This is a genomic window from Komagataeibacter rhaeticus (assembly GCF_011611525.1).
In the GTDB taxonomy this organism is placed as follows: Bacteria; Pseudomonadota; Alphaproteobacteria; order Acetobacterales; family Acetobacteraceae; genus Komagataeibacter; species Komagataeibacter rhaeticus.
The window spans coordinates 2,987,952-3,012,031 of record NZ_CP050139.1 but is presented as its reverse complement, the minus strand read 5'-3'; the positions used below and the strand labels follow the sequence as shown (position 1 = coordinate 3,012,031).

Below are 24,080 nucleotides of genomic sequence, written 5' to 3'. Positions count from 1 at the left end.
TTCTCTGTTCCTAAAAGCTTGCACCCACGGTCAGGAAGAACATGCGCGGGGCGATCGGGTATGCGGAATACTGCCCGCTGGCGTAAGTGGTGCTGAGTGTAGACCAGCCACGGGTGCCTGTCAGGTTGGTGATGTTGCCCTGCACCTTCAGGCCCTGCACATGCGGAATGCCACGAATGGTGTAGCCGGCATTGATGCTGAACAGCGCATAGGATTTGACGGAAAGGTCATTGGTGTAGGTGGTGTAGCGCTTGCCGATGACATCACCGATGAACTGCGCATAGAAGTTGCCCCAGTTGGTGGAGGCCACGAATTTTTCCGTCCAGTCGGGAATGCCCACGACATTCTTCCCGGCCGTCGGGACCAGGGTGGTGCCGCTCATGTAATTATCGTTATAGACCGACTTGTTATAGGACAGGGCGTTGTAGAACGAAAAATGCGGCCCGAACTGGGCGGTAAAGGAAAAGTCCATGCCATCGGTGGAAACCGAGCCGACATTGGTCAGGACCGTCGCACTGCCCACGATCGAGGCAATGGTGGGCGTGGACGAGACCGCCAGAAGCCGGTTTGAAAAGTGGACGTGGTAATATTCGATCTGCCCGCTGATATTGGTCAGCGGACCAGCCCTGAGGTGGCGGTTGGTCCGGAAACCCGTCTCATAGGTCCATGCCGTTTCCGGTTTGCCTTCCTTCTTGAACAGTTCGAATGCCGACTGGCTGGTCATGCCCCACGGGCTGGCATTGCCGTAGCCCGTATCCTGGAACGAGCGCATGTTTTCCTGGATATTGGCAAACCACTGTTCATGCGGTGTGATGTTCCACAGCGCGCCAAACGCGGGCAGGAACGGCCTGACCGTTGCGATCCGGCCGCCCGGAATGGTCTGGGCCGTGGAAGGCGACAGCGAACCCGGAAGCCCGGCTACCGGCAGGGTGCCGTCCGTATAGACCAGTTCGGACTTGAAGCCTGCGTTCAGGTTGAAATTCTTGGTGATCTGCCAGCTGTCCTGCAGGTGGGTGGTCCAGGTATTGGTATAGAAATAATTGGTGTACTGGTGGATCAGGGGATTGGACTGGCGATCATAGGGTGTTGTCGGGTCATTGATGTCAAATGCGTACCAGCGGCGGGCCTGTGTATTGTTGTTGCGCTCGTACCAGCCGCCCAGTTCAATATGGTGGTGGCCGACATCGTAATGCAGGGTGGACATGATGCCACCGCGATTGTCCCAGTATTCCGTCGTGCGGGTGGCCATGCCCGAACCGCCGAATACATCGGAAAGCTGGGAGGCGGAATCATTGGGGAAATAGGCGCTGAACAGTGTCGGCAGCCCGGCCGCCGAGATCGGTCCCGCCACCACGCCCTCACCCAGGTCGTGATGGTAATAGATCTGGTTGTCCCAGCGCAGGTGGGAATTGAATGTGTGCGACCATTTTACATAGGCCAGGAAATCCTCACGCTGCGCATCGGAATAATAATTGCGGTAATTGAGACCTGCGTTCTTGTAGGCTGCCGAATTGTAGTAATTAACGGCCTCGCTCAGATTGGGGTACAGGAACGGGCGGACATACAGGCTGCCGCCTGCGGGTTCGACAATGCCGTCCTCGTTGGGTTCCACCTTGTCCGACCAGTCGAAAAAGGCCGTGATCTTGTCCTTCGAACCCTGATGCACGAATTTGGCGTTGACCTGATTGCCGCCCTGATGCCCGGCAAAGTCCCACGCCCGCGCATCCTGCCGCGCCCATGAGAAATAGGCGGAATTGCCGTTGCCGAAATCCCCGGTATCCACGCGGGCAAAGGTGCGGAACGTCGACCAGCTGCCAAATGTCTGGGACAGCTGGCCCCCCGCGTGGTGCAGCGGGTCCTGGGTGGTGAATTCAAGCGAGCCGCCAAGATTGCTGGTCGAAGCCGTTCCAAGCGCGCCCGACCCGGTGGCAACCGAAGCGGAACCGATATTTTCACTCAGCGCCGCACGCTGTGGGGACAGCCCGTTATAATTGCCGTATGACTGATCCCCCAGCGGGACGCCATCAAGGGTAAAACCAAGCTGGTTCTGGTTGAAACCATGGATGTAGAGCGATGAATTCTGTTCGTTATTGCCCCACGGGTCGGCATTTTCGAACACGACGCCGGGCAGGATTTCCAGCGCCTTGAGCGGGTTGATACCGGGCAGCAGGCGCTGCAGCTGGGTATGGTTGACGCTCTGTTCGGAGCGCGAGCGCTTGGCCGTAGCCATGATCTGTTCCACATTGGCGGACGAAGCCTGCACGCCCCTGACGGCTGCTTTTGTGGCCTTGGCCGATGCCCGGTCGGGTGCGCGGTCTTTCGTATAGGGCTGGATGGTCTGCGCATGTGCCGTGGAGAGCGCCAGAATGGAACAGAACAGGCCAAGGGCGATACGGCCGTTATTCAGTATTTTCGGTGCCACAGATATTTTCCCGCAATATAAAAAGCAGGGCATCATGTAATGAACCATTGACATGATTTCATGTGAAGCTTTTATGATGGTGCGGTCCTGCCACACAGGCATGGAAATGAAATCATGGATTATGAATTTTTTATTTCAGAAATATAAATCGACATCCGCGTAATGGAATGAAGTAAATCCGCGATGTGTTTTTCCAGGGGGGACCACACAGCCCTGCCCTGTGGGCCTGCCCGTGTGGAGGTATCCATAACACGGTCGTACCCCATCATGCGGGTCGCCGGCTGTCTGGCCTGTGCCCGGTCCATGGGGAAGGGCACGCATGATGGCGTGTGGCGTTCGGGGGAGCCGCCTGAAAAGCCCGGCCAGTAGGCTTCAGGACGTATCGCCAGCCCGGGGAAGGCGAGACCGGGGACCTGTTTTCATCAATGAACGGTTCCAGATGGGCCGTCAGGCCACGGGCACGGGTTCCACCCTGCGTTCACTGATCCAGGTATCCAGTGCGGCCGTATCCATCGGGCGACCGAAATAATAGCCCTGGATCACGTCACAGCCGATTGCGCGCAACTGGTTGCACTGCTCGGCTTCCTCCACCCCTTCGGCGATGACGGTCATGCCCAGCGTGTGGCCGATGCGGATGATGGCGGTCACCACCTGCCGTACGTTGCCGGTGCTGCCAAAGCCGTTCATGAAGCTGCGGTCGATCTTGACCTCGCTTATCGGCAGGCCGGCCAGGTTGGACAGGCTGGAATAGCCGGTGCCAAAGTCATCCATCGACAGGCCAATGCCCAGGTTGCGTATGGCGGTGGCAGTCGCCACGGTCTGGTCGAAGTTCTCGATCATCGCCGTTTCGGTCAGTTCCACGATCAGCCGCTCCGGCGGTACGCCGGTCTGGTGCAGGATGGCACCAAGCTGGGCCACCAGTTCGGGGTCCTGGAACTGGATGGCGGACAGGTTGACCGAGACCGTGGGCACCTTGATGCCGCGCGCGATCCAGTCCGCCATCTGTTCACAGGCCACCCGCAGCGACCATATGCCCAGTTCGCGGATCTGGCCGGTTTCCTCCGCCACGGGAATGAAGCGCCCCGGCGAGACCATGCCCAGTACCGGGTCGTTCCAGCGCGAAAGGGCTTCCACCCCATGCAGGGCGCCCGTGCGCAGGTCGACCTGGGGCTGGTAGACAAGGGTCAGCCTGTTATCGGCAATGGCCTCGCGCAGGGCGGAGGCCAGGATGACATGGTCATCCGCCTGCCGGTTCATGGAAGGATGGAAGAAACGGTAGCAGCACCGTCCCGCCTTCTTGGCCTGTGCCAGGGCGGTATAGGCCTGGCGCAGGCGTTCTTCCATATCCTGTCCGTCATCAGGGGTGCTGATGCCGATGCTGCCGGACAGGCTGACGGGAATTCCGTCCACGCTGAAGGGTTCCTCCAGATTATGGATGATCCGTTCGGCCAGCAGGGTGATGTCGGCACTGCTTTCTTCGGTCAGCACCACGAATTCATCGCCTTCGGTGCGGATCAGCACATCGCGTCCGACAATGCCGTGGCGCAGGCGGTCGGCGAGTTCCAGCAGAAGCTGGTCCGCGCGGCCTTGCCCCAGCGCCTGCACGATCTTGCGGAAGCGGTCCAGGTCGATGATCAGCACGCTCAGGGGCACGACAGGCGGCCGCGTGGCAAGTTCGGCCATGCGGCGGTGGAGCCATGCGCGGTTGGGCAGGCTGGTCAGCCGGTCGGCATAGGACAGGCGGATGATGGATTCGCGGCTGCGCTGCTGCTCCACCGCCAGCATGGCCAGATGTACGCAGGCATTGACAATGCGCCGGTGCCAGCGGTCCGGCTGGCCGGGCGTGCGGAAATACAGCGAGAAACTGCCCGCCACATCACCATTGCGCAGGATGATGGGCACCGCCCATTCCGCCGCCAGTCCCTGCTGTGCCGCAACATCGCGCAGGGCGGCCCAGCGGGTTTCCTGACTGAAATCGGGAATGACCACTTCTTCCGCCGTGGCGATGGCGGTGCCGCACGCACCTCCCGCCGTGCTGGCTTCCAGCCCCTCGAACGCCTGCAGGACAGGCATGGGCAGGGCGCCATGGCCACCTGCATGCAGGATGGCGCCGGTGCTGAGCATGACCACCGCCATGCAGTCCGGTGCGATCAGTTCGATACGGCGGCACATGAAATCCAACATCTCGCGCAGCGAGAACTGGTCCGTCAGCGCTTCCACCACATCGCGCTGCAGGTCACGCAGCTGCCGGTCATGGGTAATGTCGTGCAGGATGACGATAATGTCCGCCAGGGCGCCATCATCACCAAAATGCGGGGTAACCGCGCAGCGCAGCCACAGATCCGTGCCCTGCGGGCCACGGGTGTGCACGTCCAGCTCGAAACCCGTGCGGAGGGAAAGCTGCCTGCGGAACTGGCGCAGGGTCCCGATATCGCTTTCTGCGCCGGACAGCAGCGTGCCGAAGGGGGCATGGCGCAGGGCGTCCACCGTCATGCCCAGCAGGCTGGCCACCGCCCTGTTGGCATGGGTAATCCGGTATTGCGGGTCAAGTACCAGAATGCCCCGGTCGGTCGCCTGCATGATCAGGGCGCTGATGGCCCCGTCCTCACGCGCCTGTTCTTCCTCCGTCCGGTCCTGGAACGTGATCAGTTCATACGGTACGCCATCCCAGTCCACGCCTTCCCGCCACAGGCGCACGGGCAGGCCCAGCCCGTCCCTGCGGCGCAGGGTGGCGCTGCTGCCGTTGCGCGTGGCGCCGCAGGCCGCCCCCGGTGGGGCGATGTGGGCATCCCACGCGGCGGGGGGGCCAGTTGGGCGCATCGGCTCGGGGAACAGGCGACCAAGCCATTTTTCTTCCCTGCCGGCAGGGTCGTAGCCGGTCAGCCGGCTGGCGCATGCGTTGGCGTAGATGACCTGTCCGGAAACATCCGCCATCATGACGGCCAGCGGCAGTTTCTCCAGAAGGGAGGAAGCAATCCGTGTGATGTCCGGCATGGTTGCATCTTTCACAATATACTGTCCGGTCTGAATTGGGACGGAACAGGGTCAGGGGGCATGATTGGCAGTATCTGTCGGTCAAAAAGAATCCTTACGGAATTCTTGACAATAATGCGGCAGCTTTGTGGCCATGAACCCTACGGCATTTTACATCAATCCCGCATGCATTGACTGCCGGTTCCAGGATGCCCCCTTTCTTTTTTCTGGCTGTGACTGGGGTGTTTCCTGTCAGTATTCCGGCTTTTCGCCCTTGGCCGGAACAGAGGTCGGGGTCCCCGGGGTCCCGGCATAGGTCAGCAGCACCACGGTCGGGGTATCGCCCGTTTCGCCGCGGTGGATGGCATTGACGGACTCGGCAAACGCCTCACCTTGGTGAAAAGTTTCCGTCCTGCCGCTGGCCTGATCATGAATGGTCAGCTGCCCTTCCAGTACATAGCCCGCGTTCGGCACCGGGTGGGTATGCCATGGCAGGGCGGTATGGGCGGGAATGGTCAGGCGGATCATGGTCAGTTCCGGTGCCGTGGCCGGATAATGGTCATAGGCTTTGCCGTTCCATGAACGGGTGGCCTGAAGCAGGATATCACGATGGCCGGATGCAACCTGCTGGGCCCGGGCTGGCATGGTGAGGGCAGACAGGCACCCGAAGGCCAGGAAAACAGCGAACCTGGGCATTTCACGCCTTTCCGGTCAGTGGGGGACAGGCAGGTATAGCGTCTGATATTCCGAAGCGTTTCCATAATATTAATGGAATGGATACTGTCTCACACGATCTTGAAACGGATGGAGGGAGATCCGCGGCATCCCCTCAGGTCGTGCCACCCTTGGTAATGATAATACCAATGCATGTAACCCGATGCCCGGTCTTGCATATCTTGAGGTGACGTACATCGGGCAGTGCGGGTTCCACCATTCCACTGGGCTGCTGTGGCTGCCATGGCGGAATATCGATAAAATTGTCCATCGGGCCATTGCCGGGGTCAAAGTTGAATGGCCTGACCACATGCCCCTGTGCCGCCAGCCGTCTGGCCAGTGCTTCCATGTGCTTTTTCTGGTACAGGACGGTATAGCCGCTTTCTATGGTGGGCAGATCATCATCCAGATTGAACTCCGTTGTATGCACGGCCACGCCACCGGGCCTGATGCATGCAAGCGCGTTTTCAACAAAATCCAGTCCTTTCTGCAGGTTGCCAAGATGCTCCAGCGCACACATCGACCAGCAGAAATCATATCCCCGGATATCGGGCGGGATGGCATTCATGTCGACAAAGCGGTGTTCGACCAGCCGGTCAAACGTTTCCCGGTCAATGATGTCGGGCTTGAATACCTTGTCCAGTGACCCGGCATGTTCCCCGCTTCTGATCCAGCCTTTCTTGCTGGAGCGTTCCGGATCAAGGTCCGTGGCCGTAACCTTCACGCCATGGCGCGCCAGCAGGCTGGGGATCGGTTCCTCCCCACAGCCGAAGCCAAGTCCGGTGGCACCGGGGCGCATGCATCCGGCTTCATAAAGGGCCTGGAGGATGAAGGCATCTTCCCAGATTTTCCGGTGGTAGAGAACGGCGCACCGGATTTCCTGACACCAGTAGGCCAGCCAGTCGCTTTCGATATCACTCTGGGTGGCAAGTTTGCTTTCAAGCCCGACCTGCTGTGGCCGCAGGTTTTCCCGGTGCGGCAGGTCGGCTGCCAGCCGGTGGGCAAGATCGTAGCCAAACGCCTTGATATTGAGTTCCATCGCGCGAAAATTCTGGGACATATGGACGATCGATGCGTATTGTTCGCCGTTCTTCTGTCCAAACAGGGCGGCAAGTCTGCTGAAAATCCGGTTCTTTTTCATATTTCTCTAAGAGCCTGAATCAGAAAGCGGTTTGATTGATTTTTCGCAGAACTCTGCGGATATGGGCAATCATCAACCACGCGTGGGATGAAGAGATTGTTGCCTCGACATCCTTCGTGAGGCGACGGCAGCGTCCGAGCCATGCAAAGCTGCGCTCCACGATCCAGCGTTTGGGCAGGACGACGAAGCCTTCGGCCCGATCGCTACGCTTGACGATCTCGATCGTCCATCGGCCGAGTTCAGCCAGCGCACCACGCAACTTCTCGCCGGCATACCCGCCGTCATGACCCGGCGCAAATCCGTACGTCGTGGTCTCCCCAGTCGTTTCTTCTCGGGCATCAAAGGCGCAATCAGCGCCCACTCCGCATCGCGAAGGTCGCTTGCATACTCCAGGTCGTCCCGGCGATACTGCGCGCGGGTGATTTCAGTCCAGGCCATCTTGATCTCATCAGGTTATCGCAAACCCATGAATCATAATCCACTGAAATCACTCAACTCATTTTCGGTCAGACACTAAGCAAATGATGGACGACAGAATAAAAAACCGCATCGTGGTTTCCAGGCCGCGAATTACTACGATCTAGAATATAGATAACCACAAATGACCCATCCGGAGAAGGGTGCAGGAAAGAAATATCCAGTCCATGCGTATTACTTGAAAATGATTCCTGATAATAGATTATACCTTTCATGATGACCTGTGGTCATCATGGTCCGTTCATGTCCGTCTACAGATTCTGTCGGGTTCCACCATCCGCAACCGGTCGGCAGGCGGATTTTTCCCTTCCCCGCTGTTTGCGGGTGCGGCGTGATGCAAAGAGGGACAGGAAAAACACAGAAAGCGCCGGAAAACCAGCGCTCTGATACAGCATGTTATCGATAGGTAAAGGAGAATGGTGGAGGGAGTTGGATTCGAACCAACGTAGGCGTACACCAGCGGATTTACAGTCCGCCCCCTTTAGCCACTCGGGCATCCCTCCATGTTGGCGCGGTAATTAAGGGGTAGAGGGGGGGGGTGTCAATAACCTTGCATGAAAAACTTTGCCCATCCCCGGTTTGGGGGCATGACGCAGGCTGCGCTTGGGCTTAAAGAACGATCATGAACATGCGACCCTCCCGCCGCCGTGGCGGCCAGCCTGTGGGCCATCAGGCCCCGTCTTCCCACCGTTCCGCGCCTGACCGGGGTGGTCGGGGGGGGCGTGGTGCCGTTTCCGCACCGCGTGGCACATGCTGGCTGTATGGCCAGCACGCGGTACAGGCGGCACTTGAAAACCCGGCGCGGAAACTGCGCCAGCTTCTGGTCACGGCCGAGGCGCAGGAAACGCTGGCCTCCCGGCTGGAAGGCGGCTTTCCCATCCAGCCCGTGCGCACCGAACGCGCGGCGCTGGATACGCTGTGCGGCCCCGATGCCGTGCATCAGGGCATGGCGCTTTTAGTGGATGTGCTGGCCCAGCCGGATCTGGATACGGTACTGGAACAGCCGGGTCCGGTACTGGTGCTGGATCAGGTAACCGACCCGCGTAACATTGGGGCCATCCTGCGTTCGGCCGCGGCGTTCGGGGCCGTGGCGGTGGTGATGCAGGACCGCAACGCCCCCGAGGAAACGGGAACCCTGGCCCGTGCGGCCTCGGGCGCGCTGGAAATCGTGCCGCTGATCCGCGTGGTCAATCTCTCCCGCGTGCTGGATGCGCTCAAGTCCCGTGGCCTGTGGGTTGTGGGGCTGGACGCGGGTGGGGGTGTGCTGGATGGTGCGGCCTTCCACCAGCGCCGCGTGGCGCTGGTGCTGGGGGCCGAAGGGGCGGGCCTGCGGCGGCTGACGCGTGAGCATTGTGATGAAATTGCGGGCCTGGCCATGAGCAGCCGGATGGAAAGCCTGAATGTATCCAACGCGGCCGCGGTCGCCCTGTATGAAATGTTCCGTCACCGTTAACGGGGTACTGGCCCCATCCGCTGACGGATTAAGGCTTCCGGGCCTGGCCTTTTCTGGGAAAGGGTTTCCCGGGGATTTTCCTGGCTTCCCAGGCCGGGTTCGGGTGCCAGCCTGCCGGTCATGCCGGCGGGTCGGGTCATGAAAAACTATTTATGTTATAACAGATGGATTTATGACGCCATTCTTGCCATTCGGGACCGATGGCAAGATCACGTAATATTGCACACCCTCCCGCCCGTGCCGTAGGGACGGGGGCGTGATGACGGGACTGCTGGCCCGTTTCCGCTGGCTGTACGCCCCGCGCGCGGTGGATCTCGGCTTTGCCGTGCGCACGACCATCGCCGCCCTGCTGGCCCTTGTCCTGGCGCTATGGATGGAAATGGACGACCCCCAGTGGGCGCCGATGACCACATGGATCGTGGCACAGAATTCACGCGGGCAGAGCCTGTCCAAGGCACGGTGGCGGCTGCTGGGCACCCTTGGGGGCGCGGTGGTGGGGGTGGGGCTGATCGCCGCCCTGCCACAGGCATCGTGGCTGCTGTTTCCCGTGCTGGCGGCGTGGGTGGGGGTGTGCTGCGGCCTTGCGACCTTCCTGCGCAATTTCCATTCCTATGCGCTGGTACTCATGGCCTTTACCAGCGGCCTGATTGCCCTGAACGCGGCCAATGCGCCGCAGGATGTCTTTGCGATCGCGCTGTCGCGTTCGACCTATATTTTTCTTGGAATCCTGTGTGAAAGCGGGCTGGCGTCGATTTTCGCGCCCCGTCTGGCCGATGTGGCCCGGCGCGAGATCGGGCGCAGGGTCGCCGCCGCCATTGCCCAGGCCGGGCAGGCGCTGGAGGGCATGCTGGCGGGGCAGGAGGCGGGTTTCCTGCGCTCGCGCGCCCTGCTGGGTTCGGTGTTTTCCGTGTCCGACCAGATCGAGTTCAGCGAGGTGGAGATGCGCCACCGCACCCATGCGGGCGACCATGCCCGGGCGGCCCTTGCCAGTGTGGCGGTCGTGATGTCGCGCGGTCTGGGGCTGGTCGCCCGCATGCACGAGACGGCACTCCCCCCTGCCTTTGCCGCCCCGCTGGCCATGGCGCAGGGGCTGGCCCGCCGTGTGCGGGCGGACATGAGTGCGCCCGACCCCGTGGCGCGCATTCCCGCCCTGCGTGGCCGCATCCGCGCCATAGGGGCGGAATGCCGCCAGCAGCTGGTCAATGACATCATTGCCGAGTCCATGCCGGACCCGCAGGGCGGCGCGGCCACCCAGCGCCATCTGGACGGGTATGTCCTCAATGCCTCGCTTGGTGTGCTGCTGGCCCGGCTGGACGCGGCACTGGCCCATCTGGCGGCAACGCAGGGAACGGGGGCGCACGACCATTTCCGTTTTTCCACCCCGGCATGGCGTGACCGGACGGATGCATGGCATAACGGCCTGCGCTCGGCGGGTGCCGTGCTGGCGGGCGGGCTGGTGTGGGAATGCACCGGCTGGCCCGATGGCGCCACGTTCGCCATGTTCGTGGTGGTGACATGCAGCCGCTTTGCCGCCAATGAAAACCCGCTGCGGGACAGTCTGGGCTTTCTGCGTGGGGCGGTGTGGGCGGTTGTGGTGGCGGCGTTCCTGACCTTTGTGGTGCTGCCGGGGCAGGCGGTGTGGGAGACGCTGGTGCTCTCGCTGTTCGTGCCCATGATGGTGGGCGGCCTTGCGCTGCGCGACGGGCGAACGGTGGGCACGGCAGCGCCCTACAACAACTTCCTGCCCTTCATGGTCTATCCGGGCAACCAGTCGCGGCTGGATGAACTGACCTTTTTCAATACCAACAGCGCGGTCGTGCTGGGCATCTGGTGCAGCGTGCTGGTGTTCCGTCTTGTGCTGCCTTTCGACCCGGATGCGGAACGCTGGCACATGCGCCGCCAGATGGTGGCCGACCTGCGCCGCATTGCCCGTGCGCCCACCATCCCGGATACGGCCGCATGGGTCACAACGCTTACGGCCCGTTTCGCACGTCTGGTCCGTCATGCCCCCCTGTCCGATGCGCAGACCAATGCCTATCTGGACGGTGTGCTGGCCACCATGACCGTGGGGCTGGACCTGATCCGCCTGCGCCGCCTGCTGGCCCGCCGCACCCTGCCCCCCGCCCTGCACCGGGCAGTGGGGGACCTGCTGGCCGCCTTTGCCGCGTGGCGCGGCCAGCCGCCTGTGACGCTGGCCCGCATGGCTGCCACGGTACTGGCGCAGGCGCGCGCGCAGGCGGGGCGTGAAGCCAACCTGTCAACCCGGCTGGAGATGGGATGGTGCGCCGCGTATCTGGAAATACTGGCGCGTGAACTGGTGGCGCATGCGCGTTTTTTCGATACGACGCACCGTTTTCATGTACCGTCCGGTCCGCTACCAGTCCGGGCGCATACGCAAGCAGCATAAGGAATGGATAGAACATGACAATCAGACGCCTGCAGCCCGAGGACCGTCTGGCCGGTGCCGTTGTGCATAACGGTGTTGTCTACCTGGCCGGACAGGTGGCCGATGACCCGGAACTGGATGCCGAAGGCCAGACCGCCGATATCCTGCGCCAGATCGATACCCTGCTGGCCGAAGCGGGGACCAGCAGCGCACGCCTGCTGTCGGTCCAGATTTTCCTGAGCGACATGAATGATATGGCCGCGATGAACCGTGCGTGGGATGCCTGGCTGGACCCTGCCTGCAAACCGGCCCGTGCCACGGTGGAGGCCCGTCTGGCCGATCCACGCTGGAAGGTCGAGATCACCGGCATCGCCGCCCTTTAAGGCGGCCTGCAAGTCGCAAAGATGTTTCTGGTGATGCTTTTTTTAAAGCTTTGAAGCTGGTCGCCCTGTTGAAAAAAGGCGTCACCCGGAAACCTGCCATTACTTTTTCAGCAGGGCGTTGTTTTGAAATAATCTCCAGACATGCATGGCAGCGTGGCGGTGGCGGACGACGCCCGCATGCAACCGGCGGGCATGAAAACGGTTCTGCCGTGTAGATGATCAGGAGACCCCATCATGCCCGATGACGGCACGCCTTCTTCTTCCCGCCTGAGCGGTCGCGGGGCGCCGCAGGTCGGCGGTGGCCAGATGGCCGACAGCATCCACGATTTCGGCGGCGGGGGCCCGATGGGCCGCGCGGGCCAGCTGGCGGAGCGGGCGCCGGTCTATGTCCTGCTGGCCGCGTCGGAAGCCGGCCATGTTACCGGGCAGGTCTGTGCCGCCTCCGGCGGGACGGGCGTGGGCTAGTGGCCGCCCCTTGCGGCACGGGCGTGGCAGTGGCACATGGCATGGATGCGCATCATCCTGTCCTGCCTGTTCATGCTGCTGGGAGTCGCGGCGTGTTATTTCGCCATTGGCATGATTACGGATGCCGGGCGTTTCATATCGGATGCACATCCCTGGTAAGGGGCGTGCGCGCAGGCGGATACAGGATGAACCGTACGGTCCCGGCAGGGTTATGCCATCTGGCCAGCATGCTGTGGTCGCGCATGCTCTGGCCGCGCCATGGCGGGTGCTACCGCCGCGTTTCCGTCTGGCTGGGTCCAGACATGGGCTGGCTGGAACGCCCGCGCCCGCTGGATATATGATCGCGCCGTGCGGGGCCAGCCTGTGTGCGGACCCGCAATCATTTGTGTTGCCGCCCCCCATGGCTTCATGCATCTGTCGGACGTTGAGGCCGGAAGCCAGGCAGCAGCAGGCACACAGCAACATATTGCATGCAGGGATGACCCTGCGGTGGAGGTTGACATGATCCGTTTCCCCGGTGTTACCGCCCTTGTGGTGGCGGGTATCGTAACCGCCTCGCCCGCCATGGCGGCGGTCTACCGCTTTGAAGGCCATTTCGCGGCGGAGCACGGCACGACGTCCCACCCCGAGGGAAAGGTCGAGGCCGCGCTGAATACAAAGACGAACCTGGTCCGCTACACGTTGACCTGGAGCGGCCTGAGCGGCCCGGTCACGGCGGCCCATTTCCATGGCCCCGCCCCGGCGGGTGAGGAAGCGGGCGTGCTGGTCCCCATTGGCGGCCCGTACAAATCCGGCCAGCACGGTGCGCTTGTCCTGTCGTCCGAACAGGCGCAGGCCCTGCAGAACGGTCAGGTCTATGTCAACCTGCATACGGCGGCCCTGCCCAATGGGGAGGCCCGCGCGCAGCTGGAACGCCTGACGCCAGACGCCCGGCCCTGAAGTGCTGGCCCCGCAGTGCTCCGGGCGCCTATTATATCCATGATATAATTTGCATGGAGGCGCCTTGTGCGGCAGTGTTGGGGCCGTGACATGAAAACATGTCAGCCATGTGAAGGACCCGGGGCGACGGTGTTCGCCGCAAGTCATGGAGTCTGCTTTTGCGCCTAGCATCTCTGGCCGTTGCGGCGGCTGTCGTCTCCCTGTCCGGTATCGGTTCCATAACCCAGGCCCACGCGGTGGACGCGCTGGGCGAACACACGGCAACCATAAGCTTCAGGCTGTCCGCCGCCGATCTGGGGGCGGGTGTCTCGTGGGGGAAAGGGGTCCTGTCGTTCGAAGGGCATGACTACCCCTTCCGAATCCACGGCGGTTCCGGGGCCGCCATCGGCTTTTCCACCACCCAGGCCACGGGTACCGTCTATAATCTCTATCGGGTGCAGGATGTTGAAGGCACGTACTGGTCCGTCCAGGGCGAGGCCACGATGGGTGCGGGCAAGGGTGGCGCCGTGATGGAAAACAACAACGGCATCCATATCAAGTTCACATCCAACAGCACTGGCGCACGGCTTGCCTTCTCGGTGGAGCGGCTGACCCTGCGCCTGACACCGGATGCCAGGGCCGCCCTGCAGAACAGGACGGACGGTACTGCGTCGCATCAATAGTATGTAGCCCCCTGATCGTGCATGGTGGCACCCTTGTAAAGACAGAGGGAGCCACCGGGGCATGACAGACGATATCCATACATTTGGCGATGGCCGCCTTGCCGCCAGCGTGCGGGCGCAGGGGGCCGAACTGTGCGCCCTGCGGGCGCAGGGGCGTGACCTGCTGTGGAGCGGGCAGGACCCGTGGCGGCGGCATTCCCCCGTGCTGTTCCCCATCGTGGGGCGGCTGGTGGATGATACGGCATGGGTGGAGGGCACGCCCTACCGCATGACCCAGCACGGTTTCGCGCGGGACTGCACGTTCCGCTGGCTGGCGCGTGACGAGACCGGCTGCCGCCTGGAACTGGTCGATACGCCCGCCACGCGCGTGCATTATCCCTTCGCGTTCAGCCTTGTGATCGAATACCGTATCGAAGGCGGCGCCCTGTCGGTGCGGTACTGTGTGACCAACCCCGATGATACGCGGGTACTGCCCGCCTCGCTGGGGGCGCATCCGGCCTTCATATGGCCGCTGGCCCCCGATGTGGCCAGGGACCGGCATGTGATCGAGTTTGACCGGCCCGAGCCTGCCCCGGTGCGCCGGCTGGAGGGGGGGCTGCTGCTGCCCGATCCGTTCCCCACGCCGGTGCGGGGGCGTGTGCTGCATCTGGACGATTCGCTGTTCGCGGCCGATGCGCTGATCCTCGACCAGCCGGCCAGCCGGGGGCTGACCTACCGCATTCCCGATGGGCCGGGGCTGCGGCTGACATGGGAAGGCTTTCCCCAGCTGGGCATATGGATGAAGCCGGGGGCCGGTTTCCTGTGTATCGAGCCGTGGTACGGCATGGCCAGCCCGGTCGGGTTCAGGGGTGAATTTTCCGCCCGCCCCGGCGTGTTCCATCTCCAGCCGGGACAGGAATGGCGGGCAGGCTGGCAGGTTGGCTGCATCTGAGGGGATCGGGGTCCGGCGGGTGTATTTTCCATGCAACACCCGCCGGAATAAGCCTTGCGGAAAAAGCATGGATCACCCCGGAATTCTGCGAAAATATCGTATTTGCAACCACCCGGTTGCGGCGTAGCGTGCGCGCAGGAGCAGCATGCGGCAGTCTCGCCCGCTAGGCTCACGGGAAACGCCTCGATGCGTAGTTTTTCTCCTGTCCCCGCCGTGGGATTTTCCCTCGCCTTCCCCCTTCTTGCACTTCGTGGTTTCCGCCAGCGCCTCATGGGTCTGGTGGCGGCGGCCTATCGCAGGCAGGGGATGATGCTGCTGGCCACGCTGCCCAGCGTGGCCGTGCCGTCGGGCTGCCATTCCGGCATTGAAAACGCGCCCTCCCTGCTTGCATTGCGCGGCTGGGACCGGGCGGCCTGAAGAACATCCGGGCGGTGTGACCCTCCGGCTCCGGCTTCTGGCGTGTATGGCGGCGCATTCCGGTGTGCCGCCATATTCATATGGAATGACGGGCGTGCGCGCCGTAAGGTACCGCCCCATTGCATATTTATGGCCGGAGACGGGAGCGCGCGGGGCGATGCGTAGATACATGTCATGGGGTGGGGCGTGCATGGGGGTGATGCTGCTGGCGGCGGCCGGCATGGCCCATGCCGCCACGACGGCTTTCAACAAGCTGCCCGATTACGAGAAATTCGGCATTACAATCACCAGTTCCTATCATGTGCGCAAATGCGGGGTGACGGTCCGGGTCAACCAGTCCCGTTTTGTCGGGAGTGCCGCCGCGCTGGAAAACGAAGGCATACTGGACAACGTCACCCCGGCCCTCATGACGCAGCGGCCTGCCTATTACGTGGGCCAGGCCATGCATGAGATCGTGCCGACCATCATCTACCATGTTTTCCTGCGTTATTCGGATGCATCGGACTGCCATTTCACGTTTCACATGAAGGGGGGGGAGGAGGACGCACTTTATTATGGTCCGTCCGACCCGGCCTTCCTCAGCTTTGTCGTCAATCGCCATACCATGACGCAGGTTGACTGGTACAAGGCCAGTTTTGACGAGATCCGGGAAGTCGCTTCCAGATTCGAGGAAGATCCCGCCTACGCCACCCCTGCGGGCGCGGAGGAGAATGGCATGTCGCCGCCTCATGCCTCCCTTCTTGCCCAGCCGGGCATGCAGGACGTGACAGACGGCGTGCAATGAACCAGACAGGGGCATGACTTCTACCCTGCCTGTCTTTCCCCCCGCCTTTTCGGGGCAGTTGCACGAACTGTTCCGCTGGCGGCGTGACGTGCGGCATTTCCGCCGCGACCCGGTGCCCGAATCCGTTCTGGAGGGTCTGCTGGCCACGGCCTGCCTTGCCCCCTCGGTGGGGTTGAGCGAGCCATGGCGCTTCGTGCGCGTGGATGACCCGGACCGACGCGCGGCCGTGCGGGCGGATTTCAGCCAGTGCAATGCCGATGCGCTGTCCAGCCGCGCGGGGTCCGAGGCCCGGCGTTACGCCAGCCTCAAGCTTGCGGGGCTGGATGACGCCCCACACCATATTGCCGTGCTGTCCCACCCCGATCCGGAACAGGGCAGGGGGCTGGGGCGGGCAACCATGCCGCAGACGACAACATGGTCCACCGTCATGGCCATTCATACGTTCTGGCTCGCGGCCACGGCGGCGGGTGTGGGCGTGGGGTGGGTTTCCATCATCAATCCCGGGCATATCAGGACCATACTGGATGTGGACCCGGCGCTGGAACTGGTGGCCTATCTGTGTGTCGGCTACCCCGCCGGGCAGGCCCCCACGCCGGAACTGGAGCGGCGTGGCTGGGAGCGGCGCGCGCCCGAGCGGCGTGAATGGGTGCGGCGCTAGGCCCCGCCCAACCGGGATTTCCCATTCTCGTGGCCGGACCGGGGCAGGGCGCTGTGTGGCCCCGCCCGTCATGGCGGTTGCGCGCACGCAGGGGCGGGCTGATGGAAAAACGGGTGGCAGATATTCGCTAAAGCCGGTTTTTCTGGTGCCGTGTTTAACCCATTGTGCCACCCGGCCCGCTGGGTGGTTGCCATGCGGGGCCTGTGTCCGCCCGTCCGCTCCGCGCAGCCTGTGGGGCCGGGGCCGTCAGGCCATGCCGGCTGGGCCGCCACGGAGGATCGAACGCTGCTGCACCATTTTGAATATCTGTTCCAGCATTACGGATACGGGGTGATCACCTTTATCGTTATGCTGGAAAGCATGGGGCTGCCGCTTCCGGCTGAAACCCTGATCATTTCCGCATCCGTCTACTGTGCCGCCACCCATCGGCTCGATATCCAGTGGGTGGCGCTGGCCGCCGTGGCGGGGGCGGTACTGGGGGATAATATCGGTTACCTGATCGGGCGCAGGGTCGGCCTGCCCCTGCTGCAGAAATATGGCGCGCGCATCAAGCTTACCCCCGACCGCCTGCTGCTGGGGCGTTTCCTGTTCCGCCATCATGGCAGTGGCATTGTCTTCTTTGGCCGCTTCATTGCGCTGCTACGGGTTTTTGTTGCCCTGCTGGCGGGGGCCAACCACATGCCGTGGCCGCGCTTTATGGTGTTCAACGCGCTGGGCGGGCTGTGCTGGGCCGGGGGGTATGCCACGGGTGCCTATTATCTGGGTCGCAAGGTGACGGAAGTATCAGGGCCCGCCAGTATCGGGCTTGGACTTGCCGTGGCGGCGGGCCTGGTTGCCAGTGCGCTTTTCCTGCGGCGTAATGAACAGCGGCTGACACAGGAAGCCCTGCGTGAAGCCCGAGCGGATGCGGCAACGCCGGGGGGAAGCGGGATCTAGCATGGTGGTGCCGCCATCTGGCGGCCATGACCGCGGGCGCGGGAACGGCCACGACGGCGTGCCCGCGGAGAAGCGTCTCTCAGACGCGGCGTATGGGATCGTCCGACGCAGGCCCGGGCAGGCGGGCCAGCAGCATGTGACGGTCATGGTCGGGCAGCAGGTCCGCCAGCGTTGTCTCGTCCAGTACTTTCATGAAGGCATCAAGGGCCTGCGCCAGGGCGCCCCGCAGCTTGCACATGTCGGACAGGATGCAGCCCGCCCCTTCGGGGTTGGCAGGTTCACAGCTGACAAGCCGCATGTCGTCCTCGGTCTTGCGCACGACATCGCCAATACGGATATCTTCTGGTGCATGGGCCAGAACCAGGCCACCACCCCGGCCACGCCGCGCGTCAATCAGCCCCAGCCGCGACAGCCGGTGGATGACCTTGACCAGATGGTTTTCAGATATGTCATACGCATCGGCGATCTCGTGAATGGAGACGCGCCTGTCTGCATGGAGTCCCATGTATAGAAGCGTGCGTAAGGCATAATCAGTGTGCAAGGTCAGGCGCATGCCAGTATCTAACATGCTGCCAGCGGACAGAGACAGGTCTCTATAAACTGCATATAGTTTACAATTTATAGTGGAAAATACTCTCCAGCCCTTGGTTTCAGTGAACAGATTACACATAAAGGCGACAAATGCGGTGCTATAATCTCACGCAAATGTGATCGCAATGTGGCGTACGTAATCTTTTTGCCAACATTTATCTGCCACGATTCCGACGGACGCATCCGGCTGTTGCCAGTCTGTGCCCGGTGCGGCTGGTGCCTGTACGCCCCGGCTGGCTGGCTGCGGCGTGAATTCCCCCTGCCCGTCACGGCACGCGCGCCTGTGCCATAATGGCATGGGGGCTGTGACGCTTGTTACATGCCCATTCCCGCTGTGCGGGATGAAAGGTGACCAGCCGGTCCGGAGAAGGGGCCGGGAGCGTTTTCTCCCACGACCCGCGGGATGACCCGGTCCTGTCCGCTCTCCCCCGCCATTCCTGCCGGGGAAAGAGGGGTCATCCGGGCCACTTCATAATGTATGAGAGTTATATAATCTTTTCCTACCTGAATGGGTAGGGTTATCTCGCAAAGATATAATTTTTTACTGAACTGTTTTTGCAGGATTTTTTTTCACCTGCACCATGATGACGCGGATGTGTTCCCACGCTTCGCGTTTTCCGGTTGCAAGAAACGGGAACAGGCGGGGAAAGGCCCGTCCGTCTTGCCTCGTGACCGGATGGCGCGCTACGTCCCGCGTGTTTCCCCCACCGATCAGGACACAGTCATTGGCCACTCCCCGCAAGCAGAATGCCAGCCGCCGTACCCATGCCATTATCGTGGCGCTGCTGCTTGGCGTTGTGGTGGGGCTGGGCCTTCATGCGGCCGGGCCGGCCGCCAGTGAACCGGCAACCCGGCTTGCCAGCCTGCTGACCGGCCTGTTCCTGCGGCTGGTGCGCATGATCATTGCCCCGCTTGTCTTTGCCACGCTGGTCTCGGGCATTGGCAGCCTGGGCGATGGCGCACAGGTGCTGCGCATTGGCGGGCGCATCCTTCTGTGGTTTGTCGTGGCGTCCTTCCTGTCGCTGCTGACGGGGCTGGTGGCGGCCAACCTGCTCCAGCCCGGCGCGGGCTTCACCACGCCGCTTTCAGCAGGTGACACGGGACTGGGACAGGCGCATTTCGATCCGGTCGAATTCGTGCTGCATGTGGTGCCGACCAGCATTTTTGATGCCATGGGCCGCAACGATATCCTGCAGATCGTGGTGTTCTCCGTCCTGTTCGGGCTGGCCCTGCCGGTCGTGGGCAAGGACGCGCAGCGCATGATCCTGCCCTGGACGGCGGAACTGGCGCGCATCATGCTGCGCATGACCGACATGGTCATGTATGTCGCCCCCTTGGCGGTGTTCGGTTCCGTCATGGGCAGTGTGGCGCATAGCGGGGCAGGCATTCTGGGCACGTTCGGCCTGTTCCTGTGCAAATTTTATGCAACCCTGGGTGTGCTGTGGGCGCTGCTGACGGCCATGACCTTCTGTGTGCTGGGCCGACGGGTGTTTGTGCTGGCGCGGACACTGGTGCAGCCGATCCTGCTCGGTTTTGCCACGGCCAGCAGCGAATCCGTCTATCCGCTGCTGGTGGAACGGCTGGAGCAGTTTGGCGTGCCTGATCGCATCAGCGGGTTCGTACTGCCGCTTGGCTACAGCTTCAACCTTGATGGTTCGGTGCTGTTCCAGTCCTTTGGCGCGCTGTTCATCGCGCAGGCCTACGGCATTCACATGCCGCTGGGCCAGCAGGTGGCGATGGTGCTGGTCATGATGTTGAGCAGCAAGGGCATTGCCGGCGTGCCGCGTGCGGCGCTGGTCACGCTGGCCGCCGTCATGCCGCAGTTCGGCCTGCCCGAAGCGGGGCTGGCGCTGATACTGGGGATTGACCACTTCCTCGACATGGCGCGCACGGCCACCAATGTGCTGGGCAATGGCTATGCCGCGGCCGTTGCGGCCCGGTGGGAAGGGGTGCTGGAAACCCGCCCGCTGGAGGAAGGAGAATAAAAGTTTTTGGGTGCCGCCTTTTTTCAAAAAGGCGGCTTCTCTGAAGCTTCTTGAAAAAAAGCTTCACCAAAGACTTTTCATTATTTTCAGTAGGTTGGTAAGGCGGCCTCCCAGAACGGGACGGCCATCCGTGCCGTCCCGTTCGTGTTCTTACGCCTTGGCCAGTGCGGCGCGCAGCTTTTCATCCAGCACGTCCAGGAAGGGCTGGGTATCGAGCCATCTGGCGTCCTTGCCCACCAGCAGGGCCAGGTCCTTGGTCATCTGGCCGCCTTCCACGGTTTCGATGCACACGCGCTCCAGCGTCTGGGCGAAGTGGGTCACGTCGGGGGTGTCATCAAACTTGCCGCGATAGGCCAGGCCGCGTGTCCATGCGAAGATTGACGCGATGGGGTTGGTGCTGGTGGGCCGCCCCTTCTGGTGTTCACGGAAATGGCGGGTCACGGTGCCATGGGCGGCCTCGGCCTCCACCACGTCGCCCGTGGGGTTGAGCAGCACCGAGGTCATGAGGCCAAGGCTGCCGAAGCCCTGCGCCACGATGTCGCTTTCCACGTCACCATCATAGTTCTTGCACGCCCAGACATAGCCGCCCTTCCACTTCAGCGCGCAGGCCACCATGTCATCGATCAGGCGGTGTTCGTATGTCAGGCCCAGTTTTTCGAATTCGGCCTTGAACTCACGGTCGTACACTTCCTGGAACACATCCTTGAACATGCCGTCATAGGCCTTGAGGATGGTGTTCTTGGTGGACAGGTAGACCGGCAGCCTGCGGTCACGCCCGTAGGCGAGGGATGCCCGCGCGAAGCCTTCGATCGAGGCACGGGTGTTGTGCATGCCCAGTGCCACGCCGGGGCCCTTGAAGTCATGCACGTCCAGCACCTGCTCGGGGCCGCCATCGGCGGGGGTATAGCGCAGCGTGACTCTGCCGGGACCGGGGATGCGGGTTTCGGCGGCGCGGTAGATGTCGCCATAGGCATGGCGGCCGATCACGATGGGCTGTGTCCAGTGCGGGACAAGGCGCGGCACGTTGGAGCAGATGATCGGTTCACGGAAAATGGTGCCATCAAGGATGTTGCGGATGGTCCCGTTGGGGGAGCGCCACATCTTTTTGAGGCCGAATTCCTTCACCCGGGCCTCGTCGGGGGTGATGGTGGCGCATTTCACGCCCACGCCATAGCGGCGCACGGCCTCGGCGGCGTCCACCGTCACGCGGTCATCGGTCTCGTCACGGTGGGTAATGCCCAGGTCATAATATTTCAGGTCGATATCCAGATACGGCAGGATCAGCCGCTCGCGGATGAAGTGCCAGATAATGCGGGTCATCTCGTCGCCATCCATCTCGACAACGGGATTCCTGACCTTGATCTTTGCCATGGTACGTCTGTCTGCCTTTATGATTTCTGTTTTTTAATCGTTGTTTTCGCAGCGCTTTTTCTTGCGCTTGTTCTGGCGCCCGTCCGCGCGCGGGCCTCCCGGTGGCCGCATTATTAGGCGTGCATGCCATGGATAAAAAGCACTGGTGCAGGGCGGTTCATTCACAAACGTGCCATCGCCCTGCGCGCAGGTGGCGTGGGGGGACTACCGGCCGGCGGGCGGCCATGGCATGAAACGGACCATGAATACCCCCCGCCCGCCCGCCCTGCGCCGCCGCCTGCACGGCCTGTGCACCCGCATCTGGCCCGATGCGCTGCTGGGCAGCATGGTGGTGCTGGCGCTGCTGCCCGCCTGCACGGCCTTGCAGGGGATACTGCGCGCGGTCATGCTGTGGGGCGTGGTGGCGCTGGCCTGCAACAGCAGGCGGGTGCTGCTGGCCTGCCTGCTGCCCGCGGTCATGCTGATGCCCGGTGCGCTTTATTACATCAGCATAAGCGGCGTGCCGCCGGGCTATCCGCTGTGGCTGATCCTGTTCTACTGCTCGCTGCCGGTGGTGAAGGGCTATATCGGCCCGGTCCTGCCCTATCTGTGCGCGTGGATGGTGCTGTGGGGCGCGCTGGTGGCGCTGTACTGCCTGCGCCCGCGTGGGCCCGTGGTGCGGTGGCGGAGCCGCACGCGCCTGGCCTGCATGGGGGTGCTGCTGGCCGGGATCGTGGTGCCGACCGTGCGGCTGTGGCAAAGCCTGCCGCCCACGCGCGGCGGGACCGAAAACCCGATGGTGCCGATTCATGCCCGCTTTGACCGGGCCTGGCCATGGAGCGTGCTGACCGGCTATGCCGCTGCCCGGCGCGAGACGCGGCGCGTGAGCGAGATGGCCAGCCGCATCAGCCATGAGCCGGTCCATGTCCTGGCCCCGCCGCCCGCTACGCCACAGGTGGTGGTACTGGTCATTGGCGAAAGCGCGCGGCGTGACCACCAGCATCTGTATGGCTACGCCGTGCCCACCACGCCCGAGATGGAGCAGGTGCCCGGCCTAGTGCGTTTTGACAACATGGTCACCCCTTTTGACTACACGGTGGGCGCCGTGCCGGTCATCCTGTCGGGCTATGACCGGCTGCTGCCCGGCGCGGTGCCGGGGCATGACCTGATATCGGTGTTCAACGCGGCGGGATTCGATACGTGGTGGATCAGCAACCACCCCCGGCTGGGGCCATATGACAGCGTGATCGGCGCCTATTCGGAACAGGCGCATCATATTGCCTACACCACCGTGCATGGCGGGATCATGAGCAGCCCGGTGCTGGATGAACGCATGCTGCCGGTGCTGGACGGCGCGATAGCGGGCGCGCGCGGCCCTGTCCTGATCGTGCTGCACCTGTTCGGCAGCCACGAGAACGCGGCCGACCGCTATCCCGCCGCCTTCAGCCATGTCGGCACGCCCTATGACAACAGCATCGCCTATACCGACCATATGCTGGCGCATGTGCAGGCAGGCCTTGCCGCCCATGGTGGCCCGGCCGTGATGTTCTACGTATCGGACCACGGGGTGCGGGTCAGTGAATGCACGGCGGGCATTCCCGCGCATGGCGATGTGCGCGCGGCCTATGCGGTGCCGTTCTATTTCTGGGCCTCTCCCGCATGGCAGGCCGCCCGCCCGCGGGCCATGCAGGCGGCGCGTGACAATACGCATGTCCCCTTTACGCTGGCCGCCATGCCCGCCAGCGTTCTGGACGCGGCGGGACTGGACTATCAGGGGGCGGACATGGGGCTGTCCGCGCTGTCAGCCCACCCTGACCGGCCACGCCGTATCGTGCATGGGGACAGCGCCGCCAACCAGAGCGTGGATTACGACCACAGCCATGATGACGGGCGCTGCCATATCACCCGTGACTGAACGCGGGTGGAAGGGCCGGTTCAGTGCCCTTCGGGGTGGGTCTTGCGCCATGCATCGTAGCGGCGCTTGTCCAGGCAGTAGGCCAGGTTCTTGTACAGCTGGATATGGCGGATATGGGTTACCTCCTCCTGGCAGGTGATCTTGTCGCTGTCCTGATATTCATCCCAGGCGGGCTGCAGGACCAGGGCGCGTTCCTTTTCCCCGGTGACACAGGCATTGGTCACGGCGTCACCAAATTCGGTGGTGCAGTCATCCACTACCGGATAGTTGGGAAAGGTCAGCGCTGGTGCGGGCAACTGCACCTCGGGGCGGATATAGAGCGAGTTCAGTTCCCCTTCCGGCACGTCGGCGCGGGCATGGGGCGCGCAGGCTGCCGCCAGCACGGCCAGCAGGGCACAGGTTGTGATTTTTTTCATGTCTTGCCGCCTTTGTCTTGGAGACCGCCTTCACGGTCTGCCTCTGGAACGTCCTGTAAGTTATAAAGAAGTTTCTGGTGAA

At 62.7% G+C, this 24,080-nt stretch carries 22 protein-coding genes, 1 tRNA gene and 1 pseudogene; 15 read left to right on the top strand and 9 right to left on the bottom strand.

Going from position 1 to position 24,080, the window contains the following annotated elements:
- Positions 1 to 10 precede the first annotated feature (10 nt).
- The 6 genes and pseudogenes from GWK63_RS13790 to GWK63_RS13765 form a co-directional block, all read right to left on the bottom strand.
- Complete coding sequence (locus tag GWK63_RS13790) at positions 11 to 2,455, bottom strand: TonB-dependent receptor (protein ID WP_085948972.1); 2,445 nt, start codon at positions 2,453 to 2,455, stop codon at positions 11 to 13.
- 414 nt (positions 2,456 to 2,869) lie between these two features.
- Complete coding sequence (locus tag GWK63_RS13785) at positions 2,870 to 5,416, bottom strand: EAL domain-containing protein (protein ID WP_039998579.1); 2,547 nt, start codon at positions 5,414 to 5,416, stop codon at positions 2,870 to 2,872.
- Between the two features lie 231 nt (positions 5,417 to 5,647).
- Positions 5,648 to 6,091 carry a cupin domain-containing protein gene (locus GWK63_RS13780; RefSeq protein ID WP_007397500.1) on the bottom strand — a complete coding sequence of 148 codons (444 nt, stop codon included), beginning with the start codon at positions 6,089 to 6,091 and terminating at the stop codon, positions 5,648 to 5,650.
- A gap of 133 nt (positions 6,092 to 6,224) precedes the next feature.
- Positions 6,225 to 7,169 carry an SAM-dependent methyltransferase gene (locus GWK63_RS13775; RefSeq protein WP_139064272.1) on the bottom strand — a complete coding sequence of 315 codons (945 nt, stop codon included), beginning with the start codon at positions 7,167 to 7,169 and terminating at the stop codon, positions 6,225 to 6,227.
- A gap of 100 nt (positions 7,170 to 7,269) precedes the next feature.
- A pseudogene (locus GWK63_RS17540) lies at positions 7,270 to 7,533 on the bottom strand (transposase); the annotation flags it as partial.
- Between the two features lie 611 nt (positions 7,534 to 8,144).
- Positions 8,145 to 8,230 (bottom strand) — tRNA-Tyr (locus GWK63_RS13765).
- A 119-nt stretch (positions 8,231 to 8,349) separates the two neighbouring features.
- Here GWK63_RS13765 and rlmB point away from each other — a divergent pair.
- From rlmB to GWK63_RS13705, 13 genes are all read left to right on the top strand, one after another.
- The gene (gene rlmB, locus GWK63_RS13760; protein ID WP_039998580.1) at positions 8,350 to 9,180 is read left to right on the top strand and encodes a 23S rRNA (guanosine(2251)-2'-O)-methyltransferase RlmB; all 831 of its coding nucleotides are present in this window, start codon (positions 8,350 to 8,352) and stop codon (positions 9,178 to 9,180) included.
- Positions 9,181 to 9,439: 259 nt separating this feature from the next.
- Positions 9,440 to 11,587, top strand: coding sequence for an FUSC family protein (locus GWK63_RS13755; RefSeq protein ID WP_039998581.1), 2,148 nt, complete (start codon positions 9,440 to 9,442; stop codon positions 11,585 to 11,587).
- 14 nt (positions 11,588 to 11,601) lie between these two features.
- The gene (locus GWK63_RS13750) at positions 11,602 to 11,949 is read left to right on the top strand and encodes a RidA family protein (RefSeq protein WP_007397508.1); all 348 of its coding nucleotides are present in this window, start codon (positions 11,602 to 11,604) and stop codon (positions 11,947 to 11,949) included.
- A gap of 234 nt (positions 11,950 to 12,183) precedes the next feature.
- Entirely contained in the window at positions 12,184 to 12,414 is a 231-nt protein-coding gene (locus GWK63_RS13745) for a hypothetical protein (protein WP_039998582.1), read from the top strand.
- A gap of 36 nt (positions 12,415 to 12,450) precedes the next feature.
- Positions 12,451 to 12,573 (top strand): hypothetical protein, encoded by a 123-nt coding sequence (locus tag GWK63_RS17430; RefSeq protein ID WP_007397511.1) that lies wholly within the window; start codon positions 12,451 to 12,453, stop codon positions 12,571 to 12,573.
- 26 nt (positions 12,574 to 12,599) lie between these two features.
- A complete protein-coding gene (locus GWK63_RS13740) occupies positions 12,600 to 12,755 on the top strand; it encodes a hypothetical protein (RefSeq protein ID WP_157771992.1) in 156 nt (51 codons plus the stop codon).
- A 160-nt stretch (positions 12,756 to 12,915) separates the two neighbouring features.
- A complete protein-coding gene (locus GWK63_RS13735; RefSeq protein WP_034931742.1) occupies positions 12,916 to 13,353 on the top strand; it encodes a CHRD domain-containing protein in 438 nt (145 codons plus the stop codon).
- Positions 13,354 to 13,511: 158 nt separating this feature from the next.
- Positions 13,512 to 14,015 carry a hypothetical protein gene (locus tag GWK63_RS13730; protein ID WP_007397514.1) on the top strand — a complete coding sequence of 168 codons (504 nt, stop codon included), beginning with the start codon at positions 13,512 to 13,514 and terminating at the stop codon, positions 14,013 to 14,015.
- 61 nt (positions 14,016 to 14,076) lie between these two features.
- A complete protein-coding gene (locus tag GWK63_RS13725; RefSeq protein WP_007397515.1) occupies positions 14,077 to 14,946 on the top strand; it encodes an aldose 1-epimerase family protein in 870 nt (289 codons plus the stop codon).
- Positions 14,947 to 15,132: 186 nt separating this feature from the next.
- Complete coding sequence (locus tag GWK63_RS13720) at positions 15,133 to 15,363, top strand: hypothetical protein (protein ID WP_172459733.1); 231 nt, start codon at positions 15,133 to 15,135, stop codon at positions 15,361 to 15,363.
- A gap of 157 nt (positions 15,364 to 15,520) precedes the next feature.
- A complete protein-coding gene (locus tag GWK63_RS13715; protein ID WP_034931744.1) occupies positions 15,521 to 16,147 on the top strand; it encodes a hypothetical protein in 627 nt (208 codons plus the stop codon).
- A 13-nt stretch (positions 16,148 to 16,160) separates the two neighbouring features.
- Positions 16,161 to 16,805, top strand: a complete 645-nt coding sequence (gene bluB / locus GWK63_RS13710; protein WP_034931704.1) for a 5,6-dimethylbenzimidazole synthase — start codon at positions 16,161 to 16,163, stop codon at positions 16,803 to 16,805.
- Positions 16,806 to 16,988: 183 nt separating this feature from the next.
- Positions 16,989 to 17,741, top strand: a complete 753-nt coding sequence (locus GWK63_RS13705; protein ID WP_007397520.1) for a DedA family protein — start codon at positions 16,989 to 16,991, stop codon at positions 17,739 to 17,741.
- A 79-nt stretch (positions 17,742 to 17,820) separates the two neighbouring features.
- Here the strand turns inward: GWK63_RS13705 and GWK63_RS13700 are convergent, their stop codons facing one another.
- Complete coding sequence (locus tag GWK63_RS13700) at positions 17,821 to 18,246, bottom strand: Rrf2 family transcriptional regulator (RefSeq protein WP_039998584.1); 426 nt, start codon at positions 18,244 to 18,246, stop codon at positions 17,821 to 17,823.
- Positions 18,247 to 19,057: 811 nt separating this feature from the next.
- On the opposite strand from GWK63_RS13700, the gene GWK63_RS13695 reads away from it, so the two are divergent.
- Positions 19,058 to 20,317, top strand: coding sequence for a dicarboxylate/amino acid:cation symporter (locus tag GWK63_RS13695; RefSeq protein WP_007397523.1), 1,260 nt, complete (start codon positions 19,058 to 19,060; stop codon positions 20,315 to 20,317).
- A 150-nt stretch (positions 20,318 to 20,467) separates the two neighbouring features.
- Here GWK63_RS13695 and GWK63_RS13690 read toward each other — a convergent pair whose 3' ends face one another.
- Positions 20,468 to 21,688: an NADP-dependent isocitrate dehydrogenase gene (locus GWK63_RS13690; protein WP_007397524.1), complete on the bottom strand. Its 1,221-nt coding sequence runs from the start codon at positions 21,686 to 21,688 to the stop codon at positions 20,468 to 20,470.
- A gap of 241 nt (positions 21,689 to 21,929) precedes the next feature.
- Here GWK63_RS13690 and GWK63_RS13685 point away from each other — a divergent pair, with 241 nt between their 5' ends.
- Positions 21,930 to 23,582 (top strand): phosphoethanolamine transferase, encoded by a 1,653-nt coding sequence (locus GWK63_RS13685; protein WP_166498160.1) that lies wholly within the window; start codon positions 21,930 to 21,932, stop codon positions 23,580 to 23,582.
- 20 nt (positions 23,583 to 23,602) lie between these two features.
- Here GWK63_RS13685 and GWK63_RS13680 read toward each other — a convergent pair whose 3' ends face one another.
- Positions 23,603 to 23,998 (bottom strand): hypothetical protein, encoded by a 396-nt coding sequence (locus GWK63_RS13680; RefSeq protein WP_007397527.1) that lies wholly within the window; start codon positions 23,996 to 23,998, stop codon positions 23,603 to 23,605.
- Positions 23,999 to 24,080: the final 82 nt, after the last annotated feature.